The following is a 17408-nucleotide window of genomic DNA, read 5'->3' as shown; positions in this document are numbered from 1 at the left end:
CTGTTTTTTATTTCCTTTCTTTTAGAAGGAATTCCCAATAAATTCTTGAATAGTACGTTATCACGAATATATGGAGGGCTTACATATGGAAGGAACATTTCAATGCAAACAGATGGGAAAATCATTTTCGGGAGACGGAGTCGAGACACATGCGTTACAAGACATCGAAGTGACGCTTGAAGCAGGTGACTTCATCTCAATCATCGGTCCATCAGGTTCTGGAAAGTCGACGTTACTCAGTCTAATCGGAACGCTCGATCGTCCGACGAGTGGGGAGTTGCATTACGACGGAAAACCAATCAACAAATTAAACAGTAAAGAACTATCCGACTTCCGTTTCGAGAACATCGGCTTCATCTTCCAGCAGTTTCATTTGATTCCGACGCTGACGGCGCTTGAGAATGTCATGGCGCCTTTGTTCGGTCGAAAAGTACCATACGATAAAAAAGAACGCGCCGAGCAGTTACTCGCACAAGTCGGTCTCGCTGATAAAGCAGGCAGTTTGCCGTCGCAACTTTCCGGTGGACAACAACAACGGGTCGCCGTTGCCCGAGCACTTGTTCATGAACCGAAATGGTTGCTTGCCGATGAGCCGACAGGGAACCTCGATACGGATACGGGAGAAATCATCTTTAATCTCTTACGGTCATTAAACGAAGAGAAGGGATGCGGCGTCTTGTTCGTCACCCACGATCCGGCACTCGCCGAACGGGCGAACCGAACGATCGAGATGCGAGATGGCGTCATCATCGAAGATCGTCTCGTCCGTGTCTGAGCCTCGTTTTTGAACTCCGTTCCTCCACGCTTTACACTGAAAGGGTAGAGGAGGAATGCGTGATGCGACTAGGAATACTGGATCAAGTGCCGTTACACGAGGGCGATACGGTCGAAGCGACGATGGAAGCGACGGAACGACTCGTCTTAGAAGCCGAGCGACTCGGTTACGAACGGTACTGGTTCGCTGAACATCATAATACGAACGGGTTGCTCAGTGCGGCACCGGAACTGTTCATCGCCCGAATGGGTGCGAAGACGTCAAAAATCAAGCTTGGTTCAGGTGGCGTGTTGTTGCCGCAGTATCATCCGCTGAAAGTCGCCGAGAGCTTTGCGACGCTCGATGCGTTTTATCCGGGACGAATCGAACTCGGGATCGGTAATTCGCCGGGCGGGAGCGAACGGACACGACTTGCGTTGACGGATGGAGAAGAAAACCGGGCGGCGGAGTTTAGTCGACTCGTCGATGAGACGGCGGGCTTTTTAACAGACAGTCTATCGAATCGACACCCGTACCGGATCGTCAAGACGACACCACGTGACCGGAAACTGTCACCGATTTCGATCCTAGGTCTGTCACCACGTAGCGCGTGGATTGCAGCTGAACAAGACCGTGGTCTCGTGTTTGGTCACTTCATCAATCCGGATCGTTGGGAAGAGACGCTCTCGACATATCGCGAGGCGGGCGGGAAGAACGTCATCGTCTGTGTTTTCGTTATCTGTGCTCCGACACAAGAAGAAGCAGAACGTCTCGCTCGAACACAGGATGCCTGGATTCAAGGCGTCCGACTCGGGAATTCGATCGTTCCGTCATTTAAGACGACAGAATCAAAGGTCTGGAATGACGTGCAAGTAGAACGGATTCGCAAAGATCGCCGGCGAGCGATTGTTGGGACACCGGATGTCGTTGAGCGTGAGCTAGAGGTATTAGCAACGCGTTATCAAACGGATCAATTTTTACTGATCAACAATGCCTTTGATCAAGAAAAACGATTACAGTCGTACCAGCTCATCGCGGAACGACTACTCTAAACAGAACAGGACCCCTCGTTAGCTGTTTGGCTAATGAGGGGTCCTGTTAATAAATTCTACATTCAATTAACGTTGAGCCGTTGGACGAATCAGGATCTCGTTAATCGCGACATCTTCTGGTTCGTTAACGGCGTAAGCGATGGCACGCGCAATCGCGCTCGCATCGATCGCTTTCAAGTCACCAATCCCTTGTTTGATCTCGTCATCCGAGATATGGTCCTTCAGTTCTGTATCGACCGCTCCCGGTGAGATGATCGTTGCACGGATGTGATTGTCGACCGATTCTTCCTTGCGGAGACCTTCCGTGATCGCGCGAACGGCGAATTTCGTACCGCTATAGACGGCGCTCGACGGCATGACTTCGTGACCTGCGACAGACGAGATGTTGATGACATGTCCGCTTTTTTGTTCGCGCATGTACGGCAAGACGGCTCCGATTCCGTGGAGAACACCTTTAATGTTGACGTCGACCATCGTATTCCATTCATCCTGTTGATTCTTGTGGAGGTGTGATAGTGGCATCAATCCAGCGTTATTGACGATGACATCAACTGAGCCAAACTTGTCTTTCGCAAGCTTAGCGAGTGCATCGACTTGTTCGCGATCCGTGACGTCCGTCACTTGGTAGACGGCTTGACCACCTTCTGCTTCAACGGCTTTGACGAGTTCTTGCAAACGATCTTCCCGGCGTGCAGCAAGAACGAGTTTTGCTCCTTGTTTTGCAAGTTCTTTAGCGGTTGCTTCCCCAATCCCGCTTGATGCTCCTGTAATGATGACGACTTTATCCTGAATCATCTGAACTCCTCCTTTTGAATAACGTACTCCTTGAAAGGTATTGCCGCTTTTATTGATTTGAAAACATTGTGTAGGAGGTTGCCTCGTGAAACAACAAACGTTTATTGGTATAGTGCTGATTAGTTTAGGGTTACTCTTCTCGCTGGATCCTTTCCGCCATCAACCACCAGCACCCGACGTGACGATTGAAAATCGTGAAGCAAAGGTGTACTTAGGAACCTATACGTGGTCGGGTCTCTTTTTAGGAGAGACGGCTGATGCAAAGATCGGACCAGTTGAACAAGTAAAAAAGAAACAAGGTGAACGCGTTGCACCGGAAGAACAGATGTCGATTCTTTTTCGAGATGGTCCGCATCCAAAAAATGTTGCCGTTGAGTTATGGTCCGTTACAAATGGAAAAAAGCTTAGAACGTTTCAGGACGTAGAAAATATCACTTTGCCAACGACCCGTGGAAAATATGTCTATCAGATTAGAGCAGGGTGGGAAGAAGGAAACGGTTATTTTGCCATTCCGATCGAAGTGGAATGATCATTTTCAAAAAACGTGTTGACGAAGTATGCGGGAAATGATAAACGGATTAGATTGTTGACCTCTTTTTAGTTGAAAGAGGTCTTTTTTCGTTAAATATAGTAAAAAATCCACTTGTTTTACTAATTATAGTCTGAAAAATCAGAATATATGAACATTTTAACGAAAGTGTATGTAAATGTTTCGGGTTCGAATGAACGGGAATAAACACACCATGCACATAATAATTCATGTGTTGAATCACCTAGGTGAAAGAAGTTAACAATCGTAAAGGAGAGGTGCAGATGAATGGGTTTAATCGATTCTTACTCGTCATCATAGGCATACTCGGACTCGTCAGTGTCGGGCTGCTTGTGCTCGGTGTGTATGATGTTCCACGGCTCAGTTCGTTAATCGAGCAGTGGCAGGATCAGCAATGGTATAGCTATACCGTTCTATCCATCGGAGGTTTTTTAGCATTCGTATTCGTCATTCTATTATTCACAGGATTGTTCAGCCGCTCGAAAGGTCAACGTCTGTTGATTCAAACGGGTGACGGAACGATTACGATTTCGAAGGAAACAATCGAACGGACGGCACTGGAGTCGATTCGTGGGATTGGTGGCGTACGGACACCGCGTGTCCATGCCGATATCCATTCGAAAAAAGAGACGATTGCTTTAAAAGTCGACTGCTCTGTCTTCGGACAAGAAGGACTGCCGACGATCGCGAAGGATATTCAAGAACGCGCTAAACAAGCCGTCGAATCCTTACTCGAGTTGCCGGTAACGAGTACGAAGGTCACAATCAGTGACACGAAAACAAAAACATCGGAACGTGTCGTCTAAGAGAGGAGAGGGAACATGAAGACAAGGGAAGCACTTTACCCGTATCGGTTCCGACTGATCGGAGGACTTGTCGGTCTAATCCTCGCCATCTTATTCTTGACGATTGGCTTTGGTCCGACAATTCTCATCGTTGCCTTCGCAGCGATCGGATTCTTGCTTGGGAAGTGGCGCGATGGTGCGCTCGATATCGAAGGGTGGATTCAGTTCTTTCAACGGGACTGATTCATATATATTTAACTACACATTCAAAAGGAGAGATTTCAAATGGCAAACGAAGTAAACACAACAACTGAAAACGAAGTGGTACGCGAGAATAAATTGACGTTCGAAGATCAAGTCATCAAAAAAATCGCAGGGATCGCGTCGAATGAAGTGACAGGCATCTTGTCAATGAGTGGTGGATTCATGAGTGGACTGACGGATCGTCTCCGGAGTTCGGAAGACATCACGAAAGGAATCGGTGCGGAAGTCGGCGAACGCCAAGTCGCACTCGATTTGAAAGTCATCGTCGAATACGGTAAAAACATTCCGTCAATCTTCCAAGAGACGGTCGCTAAAATTAAAAAATCGATCAGCGACATGACAGGACTTGAAGTCGTCGAAGTCAACATGCACGTCGAGGACGTTATGACACGCGCTGAATTTGAAGCAAAAAATAAATCGAACAACGAACAAGAAGAAAAGAGCCGCGAACTGCAATAAGCAAGTCCAAAGATCCGACGAACTCGTCGGGTCTTTTTTATGTGGTCATAACATGACTCCATCTCAAAAGTAACGATTAGATAGGGTACGATAGATATAAGAATGATCATTAGCTAAGGAGGCATCGTATCTTTGAAACCAAACGATCCGTATTATATCTGTCCTGTGTGTGGGTGCGATAAACTTGAAGATCTACCATATTATGAACACTTTGCGGGGAGTAACGAAATTTGTCCATGCTGTGGTTTTGAGTTCGGTGTAGATGATTTCGACTGCGTGGAAATAGACATGAAACAGTTGTCAGACGAAGAAATCATAAAACAAGCACACGAAATCTATCGACAAAACTGGATCAATCATCAATTTAAATTATTTGATCCGAGCAAGTTCCGAGAATCGGAGAAATCCGGAAAACGGCTCAACGTTGATGTCGCATTGAAACAATTGCAACGCATTAACTGCAGGACCTGACGAAAATCGTCGGGTCTTTTTTTCATGGAATTGACACGACGTTTGACTAAACTAGAGCCTTTTTCGGGAATAGATTAGTATCACGATAAACGAAAGGATGATTCATGATGCGACTAACAGGTAAAACGATCATCGTCACGGGAGCTGGCTCAGGAATGGGTGAAGCCATGGCCAAATTGTTTGCACAAGAAGGCGCACGGATCGTCGCAGCGGACATTCGGTTGGAAACCGTGGAACGGGTCGTCTCTGACATCAAGGAAGCAGGGGGAGAAGCGATCGCTGTTGCGAGTGATATCGCCAAACCAAAGGCAGCAACAGAACTCGTCCAACAAGCGCTTGAGGCTTACGGCAAACTGGACGTTCTCGTCAACAATGCGGGAATCATGGACGGAATGGAGGGAGTGGAAGACATCTCCGATGAAAGCTGGGATCATGTTCTCGCCGTCAATACGACGGGAACGATGCGTCTGATGCGCGAAGCGGTCAAGCATTTCAAGGAAGTAAAAGGTGGTGTCATTTTGAATAACATCTCGATTGGCGGTCTGAACGGTGCCCGAGCAGGAGCAGCCTATACCGCTTCCAAACATGCCGTCATTGGTTTGACGAAGAATACCGCCTTCTTTTACGCCGGAGAGGGGATCCGCTGTAACGGCATCGCTCCTGGAGCCGTCGAGACGAACATCGGGCAATCGATGACGAACCTGAATGAATTCGGAATGGGACGGGCGATGCTCGGCATGGGACTCAATCCACGTGCCGGTCAGCCGGATGAGGTCGCAAAATTGGCAATGTTCCTCGTGTCTGACGAGGCGAGTTTTGTTAACGGGGCAATCGTCGTCGCCGATGGTGGATGGAGTGCGTATTAAAAATCGTATATTATTTACTAGATTACAGTTTAAAATGGCAGGAACCTGTCGATATAAGGGATAATATGACAATAGGAGCATTATGACCTTGAGTTTGAATCCAGGGAGGAATCGGCATGTCGATGCAGGAACAAGCAGCACACGTCACCGACACACAAGTCATTCGAGCAATCGAGCAAAATCTGGCAATCATTCGCTTCGACGATCGACGGAAAGTCGCATATGTCAACGAGTTGTTTGCCCGGACGATGGGGTATGAAGTGGAAGAGCTAATCGGTAAATACCACCGTGATCTTTGCTTTCCAGCGTACGTCAACAGTCCGGATTATGAGTTGTTTTGGCGCAAATTGATGCAAGGCATCACCTATCAGGACAAGATTGAACGCCGGGCTGCTGATGGGCAACAGAAATGGCTCGAAGCGACCTATATGCCGATCTATTCGGATGACGGGCGCCGGGTCGTCGGTGTCTCAAAAATTGCATCGGACATTACGATTCGCCAACAGGACGTCTTACGGATGGCGGCTGAACTCAACGAGACATCCGCGTTCTTGACGGTCAAATCGGAGAGTGGTCGTCAGGATGGTCTGAACGTGCTGGCGACCGTCCAACAAGTCGAGGCGGAATCCGTCGAGAATCTGTCGAGCCTTGTTGCCTTACGAAAGGATGCGAACTCCATCACCGACATCGTCAAGACGATCCGTGATATTGCAGCGCAGACGAATCTGCTCGCCTTGAATGCGGCGATCGAGGCGGCACGTGCTGGTGAACATGGACGTGGGTTCGATGTCGTCGCGACCGAAGTCCGAAACCTGTCGAACAAAGTGTCGCACTCAATCGGAGAAATCAAGAACAACATTGAAGGGATCGTTGAGCGGATTGAAGATGTTTCACACAGCATCGAGCGGATTTCGTCTAAGGTCAAGGACAGTACGGGGCAACTCGAACATACGGTCAGTGAGTTCGATCAATTGGCTGATTCAGCGAAACAACTCGAGCGTCAGGCAAAACAATTCGTCGACGTCTTATAAGAAATACACCGCTACCGAATCACACGAGCTGTTCGCTTGTAGTTGATTCGGTATTTTTTTTGATGGCAAATTCAATATAGAGAAATAGAAAAGACGCTTGTTAAATCGGAATCGTTACGATATGATGTAAAACGTAATTATTCCGAATTAAAGGTGGAGAACAATGTCTACATATAAAACTGCTAGCCTTATCGGTAGTGTCTTCCTCGGTTTGACACTTGCCGGTTGTGCTGCTTCTGATAAGCCACAAGAGCAAAACCATTTGACGTTCGTCTATAACTTCGCGACACAATCGCTCGATCCGCATCGCGACAGCAGTTATGTTCCGCTTCGCGCAGGGGTGACGGAGACGCTCGTCCGTCTTGATGACGAACGATTGACGGTCGAGCCGTGGCTTGCGAAAAAATGGTCCTACGAAGGAAAGCGAACATGGCGGATCGTCTTACAGGAAGACGTGACGTTCCATAATGGGAAACAACTTGATGCGGCAGCCGTCAAATCGTCTCTCGAACGCTCAATCGACGAAAATCCAGGTGTCAAGAATGCCTTGAATATCGAGACGATCAAAACGGACGGACCCGATTTGCTCATTCAAACGAAGACGACATATCCAGAGTTCATCTCGGAACTCGTCAATCCGAACACAGCAATCATCGACACGAAAGCGAGCGGGGTAAAGAAGGAACCGATGGGAACCGGTCCGTTCCAAGTCGAGCGGTTCGCTCCGGGAACAAAAGTCGAGTTAAAACGTTTCAAGTCCTATTGGCAAGAACAAGCGAAACTTGATTCCGTTGATTTTGTCTTCAACGAAGATGCTGGCGCACGGACGAACGCTTTGCGTGCCGGACAGGCGGATATCGTCTATCGACCGGAAATCGAGAGTGTCAAGCAGTTGAAGTCTGAAGGATTAACAGTCCAAGCGACGGATACGTTCCGTGTCCATCAGTTGACAATGAATGTCGCGAACGGTCCGATGCAATCGCTTGAAGTCCGACAGGCAATGGATGCTTTAATCAATCGAAAGCAACTCGTCGATCACGTCCTCCAAGGATATGCGGTGCCAGCACGTGGTCCGTTCCTATCGTCATTCCCATTTGCTCCGAACTATCCGCAACAAGTGCAGAAGACGCCTGAGGAATGGCTCAAACAAGCCGGTTATACAAAACAAAACGGACGGATGCAAAAGGACGGTCGTCCTTTAAAGCTGACGTTATTGACGTATGCGGCTCGACCAGACCTGCCGTTGATCGCTCAAGTCATTCAAGATGACGCGAAAAAGATTGGTGTCGCGATCACGATTAAACAAATCGATGTCCCAGAAGAATACATGGCAAGTAACCGGGACTGGGATATCGCGACGTACAGCAATCTGACCGCTCCGCGTGGGGATGCTGGATATTATTTGAACGCGACCTATCATCCGAACGGGGGACTGAACTTCAGTCGTGTCGCGGATCCGAAGTTGACGAAACAGATCGAGACGTTAAATGAAACGATTCAGATCGAGGAGCGATCACGGCTTGCGGAGCAGATCGCGCGATATGTCGACGAGAAACGCTACAATAGCTTCTTGCTCCATCCTTCAACACTCGTCGCCTATGACAGCAAACGCGTCAAAGGATGGAAAACGGAAAAGAGTGAATACTACATGATCACGAACACGTTGCAGGTGACCGATTGATGCATTCGATCGTCAAACGACTGCTATCGCTGAGTCTATTCACTCTACTCATCACGTTCAGTTGTTTTGTCTTGTTACGGTTACTGCCGGGTGATCCGGTCTTGACGTTATTGAATATCGATGAATTATCAGCAACGCCCGAACAAATCGAGGCCGCGCGCCGTGAATTAGGATACGATCAGCCGTTGCTCGTCCAGTACGTCCGTTGGCTGCAAGACATACTCACCTTACGTCTCGGAAACTCGTTACAGACGGGGCGACCGGTCATCGAGATGTTGTTAGAGAGTTATCTCGTGACAGCGGAGCTGGCACTTGGCGGTATTTTGATTGCCTTATTGATCGCCTTACCCCTAGGAATCGGTAGCGCCTTGATGACGCGCCGAAGCGTCGTCCGTCTTGCGCACCTTGTCAGCATGAGCGGAGCGACCGTGCCTGGTTTTTGGATCGGTCTGTTTCTCGTCGACCTGTTTGCCGTCCGTCTCGGATGGTTACCTGTGATGGGGCGGGAGGGGATGACGTCACTTGTCCTCCCGGCTCTATCGCTCGGCTTTCCACTTGCGAGCGTTTATATTCCATTGATTCGGCTGAATCTACGCCGTGAATTGAACCAACCGTACATTGAGTTGGCACGGATGCGTGGTATATCCGAGCGGACGATTCTTTGGCGTTATGCGTTACGCGGCAGTTTGCCACCGGTCCTGTCCGTGTTCGGTCTGACGCTCGGCAGTCTTGCCGGGGGTGTCGTCGTCCTCGAAGTCCTGTTCGCGTATCCAGGTGTCGGAAAGTTAATGGTCGATGCGATTTTGCAACGCGATTATCCACTGATTCAAGGCTACATCTTGCTGACGACAGGCATCATTCTTGTCTTGCATCAAGGTATCCGGTCGCTAAACCGGGCGTTACGACCAGATTGGCAGAAGGGAACACACACATGAAAAAAAGATGGCTCATTTTCGGAGGATGTCTCCTATTTTTTATTTCATATACCGCATTTACAAATTCTTTTAATACAAACATAGCGAAAAGACTTGAGCCCGCTTCATTTGAACATTGGCTCGGAACAGACGGTCTAGGACGAGATTTCGCAGCTCGTCTTTTTTTAGCTGGTTTGATATCCTTAGGTTTCAGCCTGCTTACGGTGTTGCTCACAGCGTGCATCGGTACCTGTCTTGGTTGTCTAGCCGGTTTTTATGATGGACGACTCAAGCACTTGATTCATCGATTAGAAGATGGTCTCGTGATTTTCCCTGACACCGTTCTAGCACTTGTCATCGCCGGATTATTTGGTGCCAGTCCTCAAAGTTTGATCTTTGCGATTTTACTCATCAAATGGATTTCCTACGCGCGATTAAGCGAGACACTCGTGACCGAGACGATGCAAAAGCCATACATCAGCATGGCACGCATCAACGGGTTAACAGACAGTATGATCTTACGACGCCATATCTTGCCGCCCATCATCCGACAAGTCGTCGTGTTAATGAGTTTGGATGTCGGCAAAGTCATCTTATTCTTATCGGCATTCTCTTATATCGGGCTTGGTGTCCAAGCACCACTGCCAGAGTGGGGAGCAATGTTGAACGAAGGACGTCCTTATTTCAGTTCCGCACCCCGGCTCATGCTTTTGCCAGGTGCGTGCATCGTCTTGACCGTCGTCGCGACGATGGGATGGACGCGATGGATGAAGAAAAAAGGAGGACACGTAAATGATTCAGATTCGGAACATACACGTTCGGGCGAAACACGTCCTTCTGCATGACATGAATCTATCGTTACCAGCTCATCGATTCATCTGTCTCGTCGGAGCGAGCGGGAGCGGTAAGACGCTCTTGCTTAAACGATTACTGGATCGATTGCCGGACGGGATGTCGTCGAGCGGAGAAGTCATCTCGGACGAACCTCTTCGACGTGGTCTCGATATTGGTTACATACCACAGCAGTATACCGATGCGTTTCTTCCGTTTTTGACGATGCGTCAGATGTTACGGGATACATATCGCGCACATGGACGAAAGATGGATCATCCTTACATCGATGACGTCTTGCGAACGCTTGAGTTGGACCCGACCTGGTTGGACCGATATCCAGGAGAGTTGAGCGGTGGGCAATTGCAACGGTTCGCGATCCTGTTTGCCGTCACCTTAAAACCACGATTGATTTTAGCGGATGAACTAACGACGGCGCTCGATCCTGTGTTGACACGTCGTTTACTCGACTGGTTGACCGAATACCAACACCAGTACGGGGCAACGATTTTGTTCGTCACCCACGAATTAGGACCTGCCTTACATTATGGGGAGCAACTCGTCTTAATGCAGGATGGACGAATCGTCGAGACGGGAACACCACAGATGATCGAGCAAAGTCGTCATCCGTTCACGATGAGCTTGATGCAAGCGCATCGTACATCACCGGAAGAAAGGAAGAGTTCATGTACCCAGTCTTATCCGTAACAGATCTTACTTATCAAATAAAGGATCAGCCCATTTTGTCGAATATCTCCTTTCACGTGACGAAAAAGGCGTCAATTGGCATCATCGGGGAGAGTGGGAGTGGCAAGACGACACTCGGACGATTGATCCTCGGTCTGCTTAAACCCACGCATGGTCTGATTTCCTTACATGGAAAGGTATTTCCGAGTGGGCACCGAAACGAGCGACGAGCTATTCAAGCCGTCTTTCAACATCCTCTCGCTTCCTTTAATCCAGAATGGACGGTGCGGGAATCGATTCTTGAACCGTTTCGTCGGCATCGTCCGATCTTGCGGCATTTCCCAGCGACGTCAGAAGAGGAACTCACGACTGCCCTCTCGCTTGCTGTCGGGGTCGAGGAACGGTTATTCGATCAATTGCCCCATCAATTGAGTGGGGGACAAATACAGCGTGCCGCGATTGCCCGCGCGATTTCGATTGAACCCGACATCATCGTGATGGATGAGCCGACGACGGGACTTGATGTCGTCTCTCGCGCACAGATCATCGAGCTACTAGAACGCTTGCAACAGACACTCGGTGTCAGTCTTGTATTGATTTCGCACGATATCGACTTCATCCGGCGTCTCTGTTCGGAAACACTTGTCTTACGTGACGGTCGCGCTGTTGATTTGATTGATCGATTGGAATCAGGTAGCGCGTATACCCAACGATTCGTCGAGGCCGGAACATGGTGAACGCACAACCGACCCACAAAACGTACTGGTTACTCGCTTATCCGCTGATTCTCTCAAGTATTGCGACACCCTTACTTGGTGTAACCGATACCGTCGTCATCGGTCAATCCGGTGATCCGCGGGCGATCGGCGGCATCGCCGTCGGAGCCGTCTTCTTCAATACGATTTACTGGTTGTTTGGTTTCTTAAAAGTGAGTACGACAGGATTCAGCGCCCAAGCAAGTGGGGCGAATGACGTGCACGCCTTACGGACGTCACTTTACCGACCGCTGTTTCTAGCAGCTTGTATCGGTCTGCTTATCCTGTTGTTTCGACAGCCGCTCGAGCAAATCGGACTGTACTTACTTGCACCACCCGCTGACTTGCTCGGTGCGGTCAAAACGTATATTTCATACCGGATGATTGGCGCACCGTTCGTGTTGATGGGGTATGCGTTACTCGGCTGGTTGATTGGTACCGGTCAGGTCAAGCACGCCTTGTTCGTCCAATTGTTTAGTACAGGAGTCAATGTCGTTCTCGATATCGGATTCGTCTACGGATTGGATGCCGGTGTTGCTGGAATTGCGGTTGCGACCGTCATCGCGGAGATCAGCATCGTCGTCTGTAGTCTGTACCTGATTCGTGGTCATTTATCGATGACGCGTGATGAATGGCGCGCCTTGACGGCATGGCAAGCGTACCGTCAATTCTTTCAAGTCAATCGTGACTTGTTCATTCGCACGATTTTCCTTCTACTGGTCACCGGCTGGTTCACACGTGCTGGTGGACAATTCGGACCGGATGTCCTCGCAGCCAACGCGATCCTGCTACAAATCCAGTATCTGATTTCGTACTGGTTCGGTGGACTCGGTCATGCGTCAACGGTTCTCGTCGGTCGGGCGAGAGGGCATCAAGATCAGGCAGAATACCGGACGAGTGTCCGTTTGGCACGGACGTTTGGATTCTACTCGGTCGTCTTCTGGTCACTGGTGCTCCTCTTCCTTGAGACACCGCTCCTTCAGTTGTTCACTTCAGAAGAGGCAATCCTAGACGCAGCGCGCGATTATTACTTCTGGATCATCATCCTACCGCTCCTCGCCGGTTGGGCGATGATCTATGAAGGCATCTTTGCCGGGCGGGTTGAAGCAACACCCGTTCGGAATTCGATGATTCAAGCAGGAATTGGTTTTGCGGTCGTCCTCCTGCTGACACCGACTTTTGGAAATCAGGGCGTCTGGGCAGCGTTTTTGACGTTCTTCTTGATTCGCTCCTTATCGTTGATTCTCGTAGAAGCAAGACGATGAAAAACCCGCTGTTTCCCTCGCGCGCAAAGGGAACAGCGGGTTATTTGTCGTCGATCGCTAAAGGACGGACGAAGAGGGCGTTCAAGTGATGGACGAGCACATGACGCAGGCGTTCTTTTGGTAATCGTTCTGGTCGAAACAGAGCATGAAAGGCTAACCCGTCAACGAGTGCTGCGAGCCGTTCACTCTCAAGCTCAATGTCTAAGCCCGCGCGGAGTGTACCGTCCGGAATCTGTGTCAACAGTACTTGAACCATATGGTAGATATCGTCCGGATTTTCCGTCGCTTGCGATGAATACGCGGACATCATGAATTGAAACCAGACCTGCATCTCGAGCTGATGCTCGGGTGCATAAGGTAAGACCTCAAGTAAGACGTCACATAACGTTTCTTCCGGGGTTCCTCCTTTCTCGAAAATGGTTGTGATGCGTGCTTGGACCCGTTCTTGGACGAGGTCCATCGAGAAGCGGAGCAACTCGTCATGGGTCGTGAAGTAATACCGCAAGGCACCCAGCGAGAGTCCCGCTTCCTTGGCGATCGTCCGGACACTGGCTTGTTCAATACCGACTTGAGAAATCGTGCGCCACGTCGCTTCCGCGATGAGGCGTTTGCGTTCTTCGTGATTGACTTGTTTTGGCATGTCTCAAGTATATCATCTTTTTAGCACGAATGTATTAAAAAGACTAGTCAAGCTACAAAAGAGGTGTTATCTTTATGATACAGTCGTATTAAAAAGGAGAGGATTGATATGCAACTCGTCGCGTGGGCAATCGTCTGTTGTGAGATTCTATTTTGGGTATTCATCGTCGCTGGACTGATCGTGCGTTATGGATTCAGGCGCGAAAGACTCGGTTTTCGATTGATGGCGATGTCACCGGTCATTGATATTGTCTTACTGGTCTTAACGGTGTTTGACTTAAGTCGCGGCAGTACGGCGACGATCGCGCACGGACTTGCTGCGATCTATATCGGCGTCTCACTCGCCTTCGGGAAACAGATGATTGCCTGGGCGGACGGGATGTATCGCCGGTTCATCCTGAGAGAACAAGTATCACGGGAGCGCATTTCAAAGGCACGTAAAGAGCGAAACGGGTTCTATCGGCACGTGCTGGCATTTTTGATTGGTGGGACGTTACTCGGTGCGATGATTTTGTGGCTGGGAGATGCTGAGCAGACGGAGAGTCTCTTACGGACGTTACAATTGTGGGGACTCGTCCTCGTGATCGATGGGGTCATCTCGATGAGTTATACGGTCTTTCCGGCTCGATCCAAATAAAAAAACGAACCTTGTCTGTCAGCGGTCGACAGTGAAGGTTCGTTCCCGAATCGTATTCGTATGGACTTGTTTGCGGGCGTCGATCGAATCCCGAATGTGGATGATGTAGCGACGTCCTTTTTTATATCCCGTACGTGGCGGTTTAATTCGGATCTCTTTGCCGTCAAGGACTTCAATCTCCGTTTGCATCCGCTCACCGTTCGAATCCGTCACGGTGACTGTTCGGTTTGAGACTTGCTCCTTCCGTAATCCTTTCGCATATTCGATGTCGAAGGTATGGTACGAGGAGATAGAGCGGGCACGCGATTTGAAGTGTGGCTCGTCCGTCCGTTCGTCGAGGGTGCAGTAGCAACCCGTGAACAAAAGACTCGCCGAGAGGAGTATCGAAAATAGATGTTTCACGAAAACGCTCCTTTATGTATTTGGTAATTTTAGTATAAGACAAATTTTGGGTTACGACAATCCTTCTTAAGACCGAGTCGTTGACATCTATTAAATTCAAGCAGCTCCATGCTATAATCGACCGAGAGAAAGGAAGCGATACACCATGCCAGTACAACCAGACCAACGCGAGATCATCGTCTCGATCCGGACGAGTTATGATTTTAAAGCGGATACCGGTCGCGCGATCCGCGTCATCGAGTTTCACGGACGCCGGACAACGCTGTTCGATACGTTCGAAGCGTCATCACCGAAACGGATGATCTTGATCGAGATGATTCGCGCCGTCCAATCGTTCAAGGAACCGTTCCACATCATCTTCAACGTCGAATGTAACTTCGGTTTCAAGTATTTGACGGATCAGCGGAAATGGGAAAACCGGGACGTCGGGAATACGTTCCTCGACTTGATCGAACAAGGCGGTCATACGTATGAATTACGAGACAGCTCGTTCTATGAAGGCGGAAAAGCCCTCCAAAAATGGCTCGGCAACACCTTAAAGCAAAATAGCTAAAAAAAGGCTGATTCCATGATGGAGTCAGCCTTTATCTGTATCGATTGTCTCGCTTTCGAGATATCGGTACAACGTACTTTTACTAATACCGGTCTGTTCGCGGATATCAGCGAGCGAATAGTTTTTACTTTGATACATCGCGATCGCGCGGCGGACATTTTCATCCGGCTTCCGCGGTCGACCGGTCTGCTTTCCTTGTTCTTTTGCTTTTGAGAGTCCGGCACGCGTCGACATGCTAATGACGTCACTTTGCAGCTGGACCAGGTGGCGTGCCGTTTCAAGAAACGACAAGGAAGCACGCTCGCTCGTCCGAATCTGTTCGCGGAGTGACCACAGCGTCGCACCGCGTGTCTCCATGTGCTCGAGCATCTCGATCAAGTGCCTCGTCGAGTCTGCTAAGATGTAGAGATGCGTGACGATGACTTCGTCTCCCGTCTGAAGGGTCTCGAGCATCTGTTCTAATTCCGTCCGTCGTTTCGCTGAATCATGCGTCTCGATGACACGTGTCGTCACATTCATCTTGTCGGCTTCCGCTTGTTGCGTAGAACAGTCTGGATCATCCGGATAGGGTCTCATGTAGAAATATTGCATGGATGGAGCTCCTCTCTGTCGATCACGATCGACTTCAGTTCCTCATCAGTATACCGTATTCTCACCTCCGTGCCGCAGAAAACCGAAAACAAGCCTTTCTTCTCATGTTCGTATCGACTAATTTGTGGTAAATTGAGTGGAAGTAAGTTTCTCGGACTCATCCCGATACCATTCATTCTTTTTAAATGAGGTGCTCATCATGAACAAAGAAGATCATCAACTCGCCCGTCAGCTTTTGACGACCTATTTCATCGGCACACAGTTAGCGACGGTCCATGTCGCAGGCTACGTCACGCTCGAATTCATCAATTTGTTCGATACGACTGCGCCTGAACTACGACTTCGGATCGAGACGGATCGTCTGTTTTATGGCGATGTCGAGACGACACAGGACTGGGTCGTCCGCCATGCGACGAAGGAAGAGATGTTACACTTGATCGTCTCGCTTCACGCGGAACGCATCACCGGTGTCCGGATCGGAAAGACGGCACCCCACTTATTCCTAACGTTTAGCAACGGACAAACGCTCGTCCTGAACGGATCGGATACATATTATGAATCGTGGGCGATCGATATCGGTCTCGCGCCACACCGAGCCGACGCGACGATCGTTGCCGTACCGGGTGACGAACTGGCCGTCTTCTCCGGAATCGGTGAACAAGTTGAAGACTAAGACACGCATGGAGTGGTGCGACTGGATCATGCCGCTCGTTGCGTCACGGTACCCGAATCACTGTGCTGTTTTACTTGCCGGCAGCCATACGCGAGGGCAAGCGACCGCACAATCAGATGTCGATGTGATCATTTTTGAAGCAAGTCGAGGTCAGGCGTACCGGGAGTCGTTCATCCATGACGGTGTCCCGGTCGAAGCATTCGTCCATTCCTTTGAGACGATTCAGTCGTTTTTCGAGAGTGATCGGGAACGTGGTCGCCCGTCCCTGCAACGAATGATTGCTGACAGTTGGACGATCGAGGATCATCCAAACCTTGCATCTATCCGTCAAGAAGCCGTTCAACAATTGGCGGACGGACCTGTTGTGTGGACGACTTCGGAACAAGAGCGCGCACGGTATTTTTTAAGTGATGTGCTCGACGATTTCGAGAGTGTAACGAACCGCGCGGAAGGTTTAGCGATTGCGTCACGTTTATATGAACAGAGCATCGAGTTCGTTCTTCGTGCCAATCGTCGCTTCATCGGACAAGGAAAGTGGGCGATTCGTGCTCTTGCGGAGTTTGACGAAGACTATGCTAGTCGACATACGCTGGCATTCGAGTTGTATTATCAATCGGATGACCGACGAGGGGTCGTCGCGTTAGTCGATGATTATCTCGCACTATTCGGCGGGCGTTATTTTGACGGCTTTACGCTCGGTAAACGATAACAAGCAAAAGGAGGTACGCTTTCGGATCAATCGACCGAAAACGT

Annotated in this window: 23 protein-coding genes; 19 read left to right on the top strand and 4 right to left on the bottom strand. The window is 49.4% G+C overall.

Going from position 1 to position 17408, the window contains the following annotated elements; genetic code table 11:
- Positions 1-85: 85 nt before the first annotated feature.
- Both ASF99_RS07355 and ASF99_RS07350 read left to right on the top strand, forming a co-directional pair.
- Positions 86-775, top strand: coding sequence for an ABC transporter ATP-binding protein (locus ASF99_RS07355; protein WP_023468376.1), 690 nt, complete (start codon positions 86-88; stop codon positions 773-775).
- Positions 776-837: 62 nt separating this feature from the next.
- Positions 838-1806, top strand: coding sequence for an LLM class flavin-dependent oxidoreductase (locus tag ASF99_RS07350; protein ID WP_055968218.1), 969 nt, complete (start codon positions 838-840; stop codon positions 1804-1806).
- A gap of 66 nt (positions 1807-1872) precedes the next feature.
- Here ASF99_RS07350 and ASF99_RS07345 read toward each other — a convergent pair whose 3' ends face one another.
- Positions 1873-2601: an SDR family oxidoreductase gene (locus ASF99_RS07345; RefSeq protein WP_023468374.1), complete on the bottom strand. Its 729-nt coding sequence runs from the start codon at positions 2599-2601 to the stop codon at positions 1873-1875.
- Between the two features lie 85 nt (positions 2602-2686).
- On the opposite strand from ASF99_RS07345, the gene ASF99_RS07340 reads away from it, so the two are divergent.
- The 13 genes from ASF99_RS07340 (at position 2687) to ASF99_RS07280 (ending at position 13160) form a co-directional block, all read left to right on the top strand.
- Positions 2687-3130 carry a hypothetical protein gene (locus tag ASF99_RS07340; RefSeq protein ID WP_055968215.1) on the top strand — a complete coding sequence of 148 codons (444 nt, stop codon included), beginning with the start codon at positions 2687-2689 and terminating at the stop codon, positions 3128-3130.
- 284 nt (positions 3131-3414) lie between these two features.
- Positions 3415-3957, top strand: a complete 543-nt coding sequence (amaP, locus tag ASF99_RS07335) for an alkaline shock response membrane anchor protein AmaP (protein WP_055968212.1) — start codon at positions 3415-3417, stop codon at positions 3955-3957.
- A 15-nt stretch (positions 3958-3972) separates the two neighbouring features.
- A complete protein-coding gene (locus ASF99_RS07330) occupies positions 3973-4179 on the top strand; it encodes a DUF2273 domain-containing protein (RefSeq protein ID WP_023468371.1) in 207 nt (68 codons plus the stop codon).
- Between the two features lie 42 nt (positions 4180-4221).
- Positions 4222-4659 carry an Asp23/Gls24 family envelope stress response protein gene (locus ASF99_RS07325; RefSeq protein WP_023468370.1) on the top strand — a complete coding sequence of 146 codons (438 nt, stop codon included), beginning with the start codon at positions 4222-4224 and terminating at the stop codon, positions 4657-4659.
- 288 nt (positions 4660-4947) lie between these two features.
- Entirely contained in the window at positions 4948-5130 is a 183-nt protein-coding gene (locus ASF99_RS17230; RefSeq protein ID WP_143013614.1) for a hypothetical protein, read from the top strand.
- 107 nt (positions 5131-5237) lie between these two features.
- Positions 5238-5996 (top strand): glucose 1-dehydrogenase, encoded by a 759-nt coding sequence (locus ASF99_RS07315; RefSeq protein WP_055968207.1) that lies wholly within the window; start codon positions 5238-5240, stop codon positions 5994-5996.
- 116 nt (positions 5997-6112) lie between these two features.
- A complete protein-coding gene (locus tag ASF99_RS07310) occupies positions 6113-7027 on the top strand; it encodes a methyl-accepting chemotaxis protein (RefSeq protein ID WP_023468367.1) in 915 nt (304 codons plus the stop codon).
- 163 nt (positions 7028-7190) lie between these two features.
- Positions 7191-8708, top strand: a complete 1518-nt coding sequence (nikA, locus tag ASF99_RS07305; RefSeq protein ID WP_055968206.1) for a nickel ABC transporter substrate-binding protein — start codon at positions 7191-7193, stop codon at positions 8706-8708.
- A complete protein-coding gene (locus ASF99_RS07300) occupies positions 8708-9643 on the top strand; it encodes an ABC transporter permease (protein ID WP_082487066.1) in 936 nt (311 codons plus the stop codon). The genes nikA and ASF99_RS07300 overlap by 1 nt, the downstream gene beginning before the upstream one ends.
- A complete protein-coding gene (locus ASF99_RS07295; protein WP_055968200.1) occupies positions 9640-10467 on the top strand; it encodes an ABC transporter permease in 828 nt (275 codons plus the stop codon). The genes ASF99_RS07300 and ASF99_RS07295 overlap by 4 nt, the downstream gene beginning before the upstream one ends.
- Complete coding sequence (locus tag ASF99_RS07290) at positions 10415-11161, top strand: ABC transporter ATP-binding protein (protein WP_055968197.1); 747 nt, start codon at positions 10415-10417, stop codon at positions 11159-11161. Before ASF99_RS07295 ends, ASF99_RS07290 begins: the two co-directional genes overlap by 53 nt.
- On the top strand, positions 11140-11877 hold the full coding sequence (locus ASF99_RS07285) for an ABC transporter ATP-binding protein (RefSeq protein ID WP_055968194.1): 738 nt from the start codon (positions 11140-11142) through the stop codon (positions 11875-11877). The genes ASF99_RS07290 and ASF99_RS07285 overlap by 22 nt, the downstream gene beginning before the upstream one ends.
- The gene (locus ASF99_RS07280) at positions 11871-13160 is read left to right on the top strand and encodes an MATE family efflux transporter (protein ID WP_055968191.1); all 1290 of its coding nucleotides are present in this window, start codon (positions 11871-11873) and stop codon (positions 13158-13160) included. The genes ASF99_RS07285 and ASF99_RS07280 overlap by 7 nt, the downstream gene beginning before the upstream one ends.
- A 40-nt stretch (positions 13161-13200) precedes the next feature.
- Here the strand turns inward: ASF99_RS07280 and ASF99_RS07275 are convergent, their stop codons facing one another.
- Positions 13201-13800 (bottom strand): TetR/AcrR family transcriptional regulator, encoded by a 600-nt coding sequence (locus tag ASF99_RS07275; protein ID WP_055968188.1) that lies wholly within the window; start codon positions 13798-13800, stop codon positions 13201-13203.
- Positions 13801-13908: 108 nt separating this feature from the next.
- Here ASF99_RS07275 and ASF99_RS07270 point away from each other — a divergent pair, with 108 nt between their 5' ends.
- Positions 13909-14436, top strand: a complete 528-nt coding sequence (locus ASF99_RS07270) for a hypothetical protein (RefSeq protein ID WP_035397269.1) — start codon at positions 13909-13911, stop codon at positions 14434-14436.
- An 18-nt stretch (positions 14437-14454) separates the two neighbouring features.
- On the opposite strand, the gene ASF99_RS07265 is transcribed toward ASF99_RS07270, so the two are convergent.
- Positions 14455-14838 (bottom strand): hypothetical protein, encoded by a 384-nt coding sequence (locus ASF99_RS07265; protein WP_023468358.1) that lies wholly within the window; start codon positions 14836-14838, stop codon positions 14455-14457.
- A 145-nt stretch (positions 14839-14983) separates the two neighbouring features.
- On the opposite strand from ASF99_RS07265, the gene ASF99_RS07260 reads away from it, so the two are divergent.
- Positions 14984-15391, top strand: a complete 408-nt coding sequence (locus tag ASF99_RS07260; protein WP_023468357.1) for a hypothetical protein — start codon at positions 14984-14986, stop codon at positions 15389-15391.
- 24 nt (positions 15392-15415) lie between these two features.
- Here ASF99_RS07260 and ASF99_RS07255 read toward each other — a convergent pair whose 3' ends face one another.
- Entirely contained in the window at positions 15416-15982 is a 567-nt protein-coding gene (locus ASF99_RS07255) for a recombinase family protein (protein WP_023468356.1), read from the bottom strand.
- 199 nt (positions 15983-16181) lie between these two features.
- Here ASF99_RS07255 and ASF99_RS07250 point away from each other — a divergent pair, with 199 nt between their 5' ends.
- Together ASF99_RS07250 and ASF99_RS07245 are read left to right on the top strand one after the other, a co-directional pair.
- Complete coding sequence (locus ASF99_RS07250) at positions 16182-16655, top strand: hypothetical protein (protein ID WP_029341746.1); 474 nt, start codon at positions 16182-16184, stop codon at positions 16653-16655.
- Positions 16537-17364, top strand: coding sequence for a nucleotidyltransferase domain-containing protein (locus tag ASF99_RS07245; protein WP_235515882.1), 828 nt, complete (start codon positions 16537-16539; stop codon positions 17362-17364). Before ASF99_RS07250 ends, ASF99_RS07245 begins: the two co-directional genes overlap by 119 nt.
- Positions 17365-17408: the final 44 nt, after the last annotated feature.

Origin of the sequence: Exiguobacterium sp. Leaf187 (genome assembly GCF_001423925.1) — a bacterium.
In the GTDB taxonomy this organism is placed as follows: Bacteria; Bacillota; Bacilli; order Exiguobacteriales; family Exiguobacteriaceae; genus Exiguobacterium_A; species Exiguobacterium_A indicum.
This window is presented reverse-complemented; position numbering and strand designations above follow the sequence as displayed.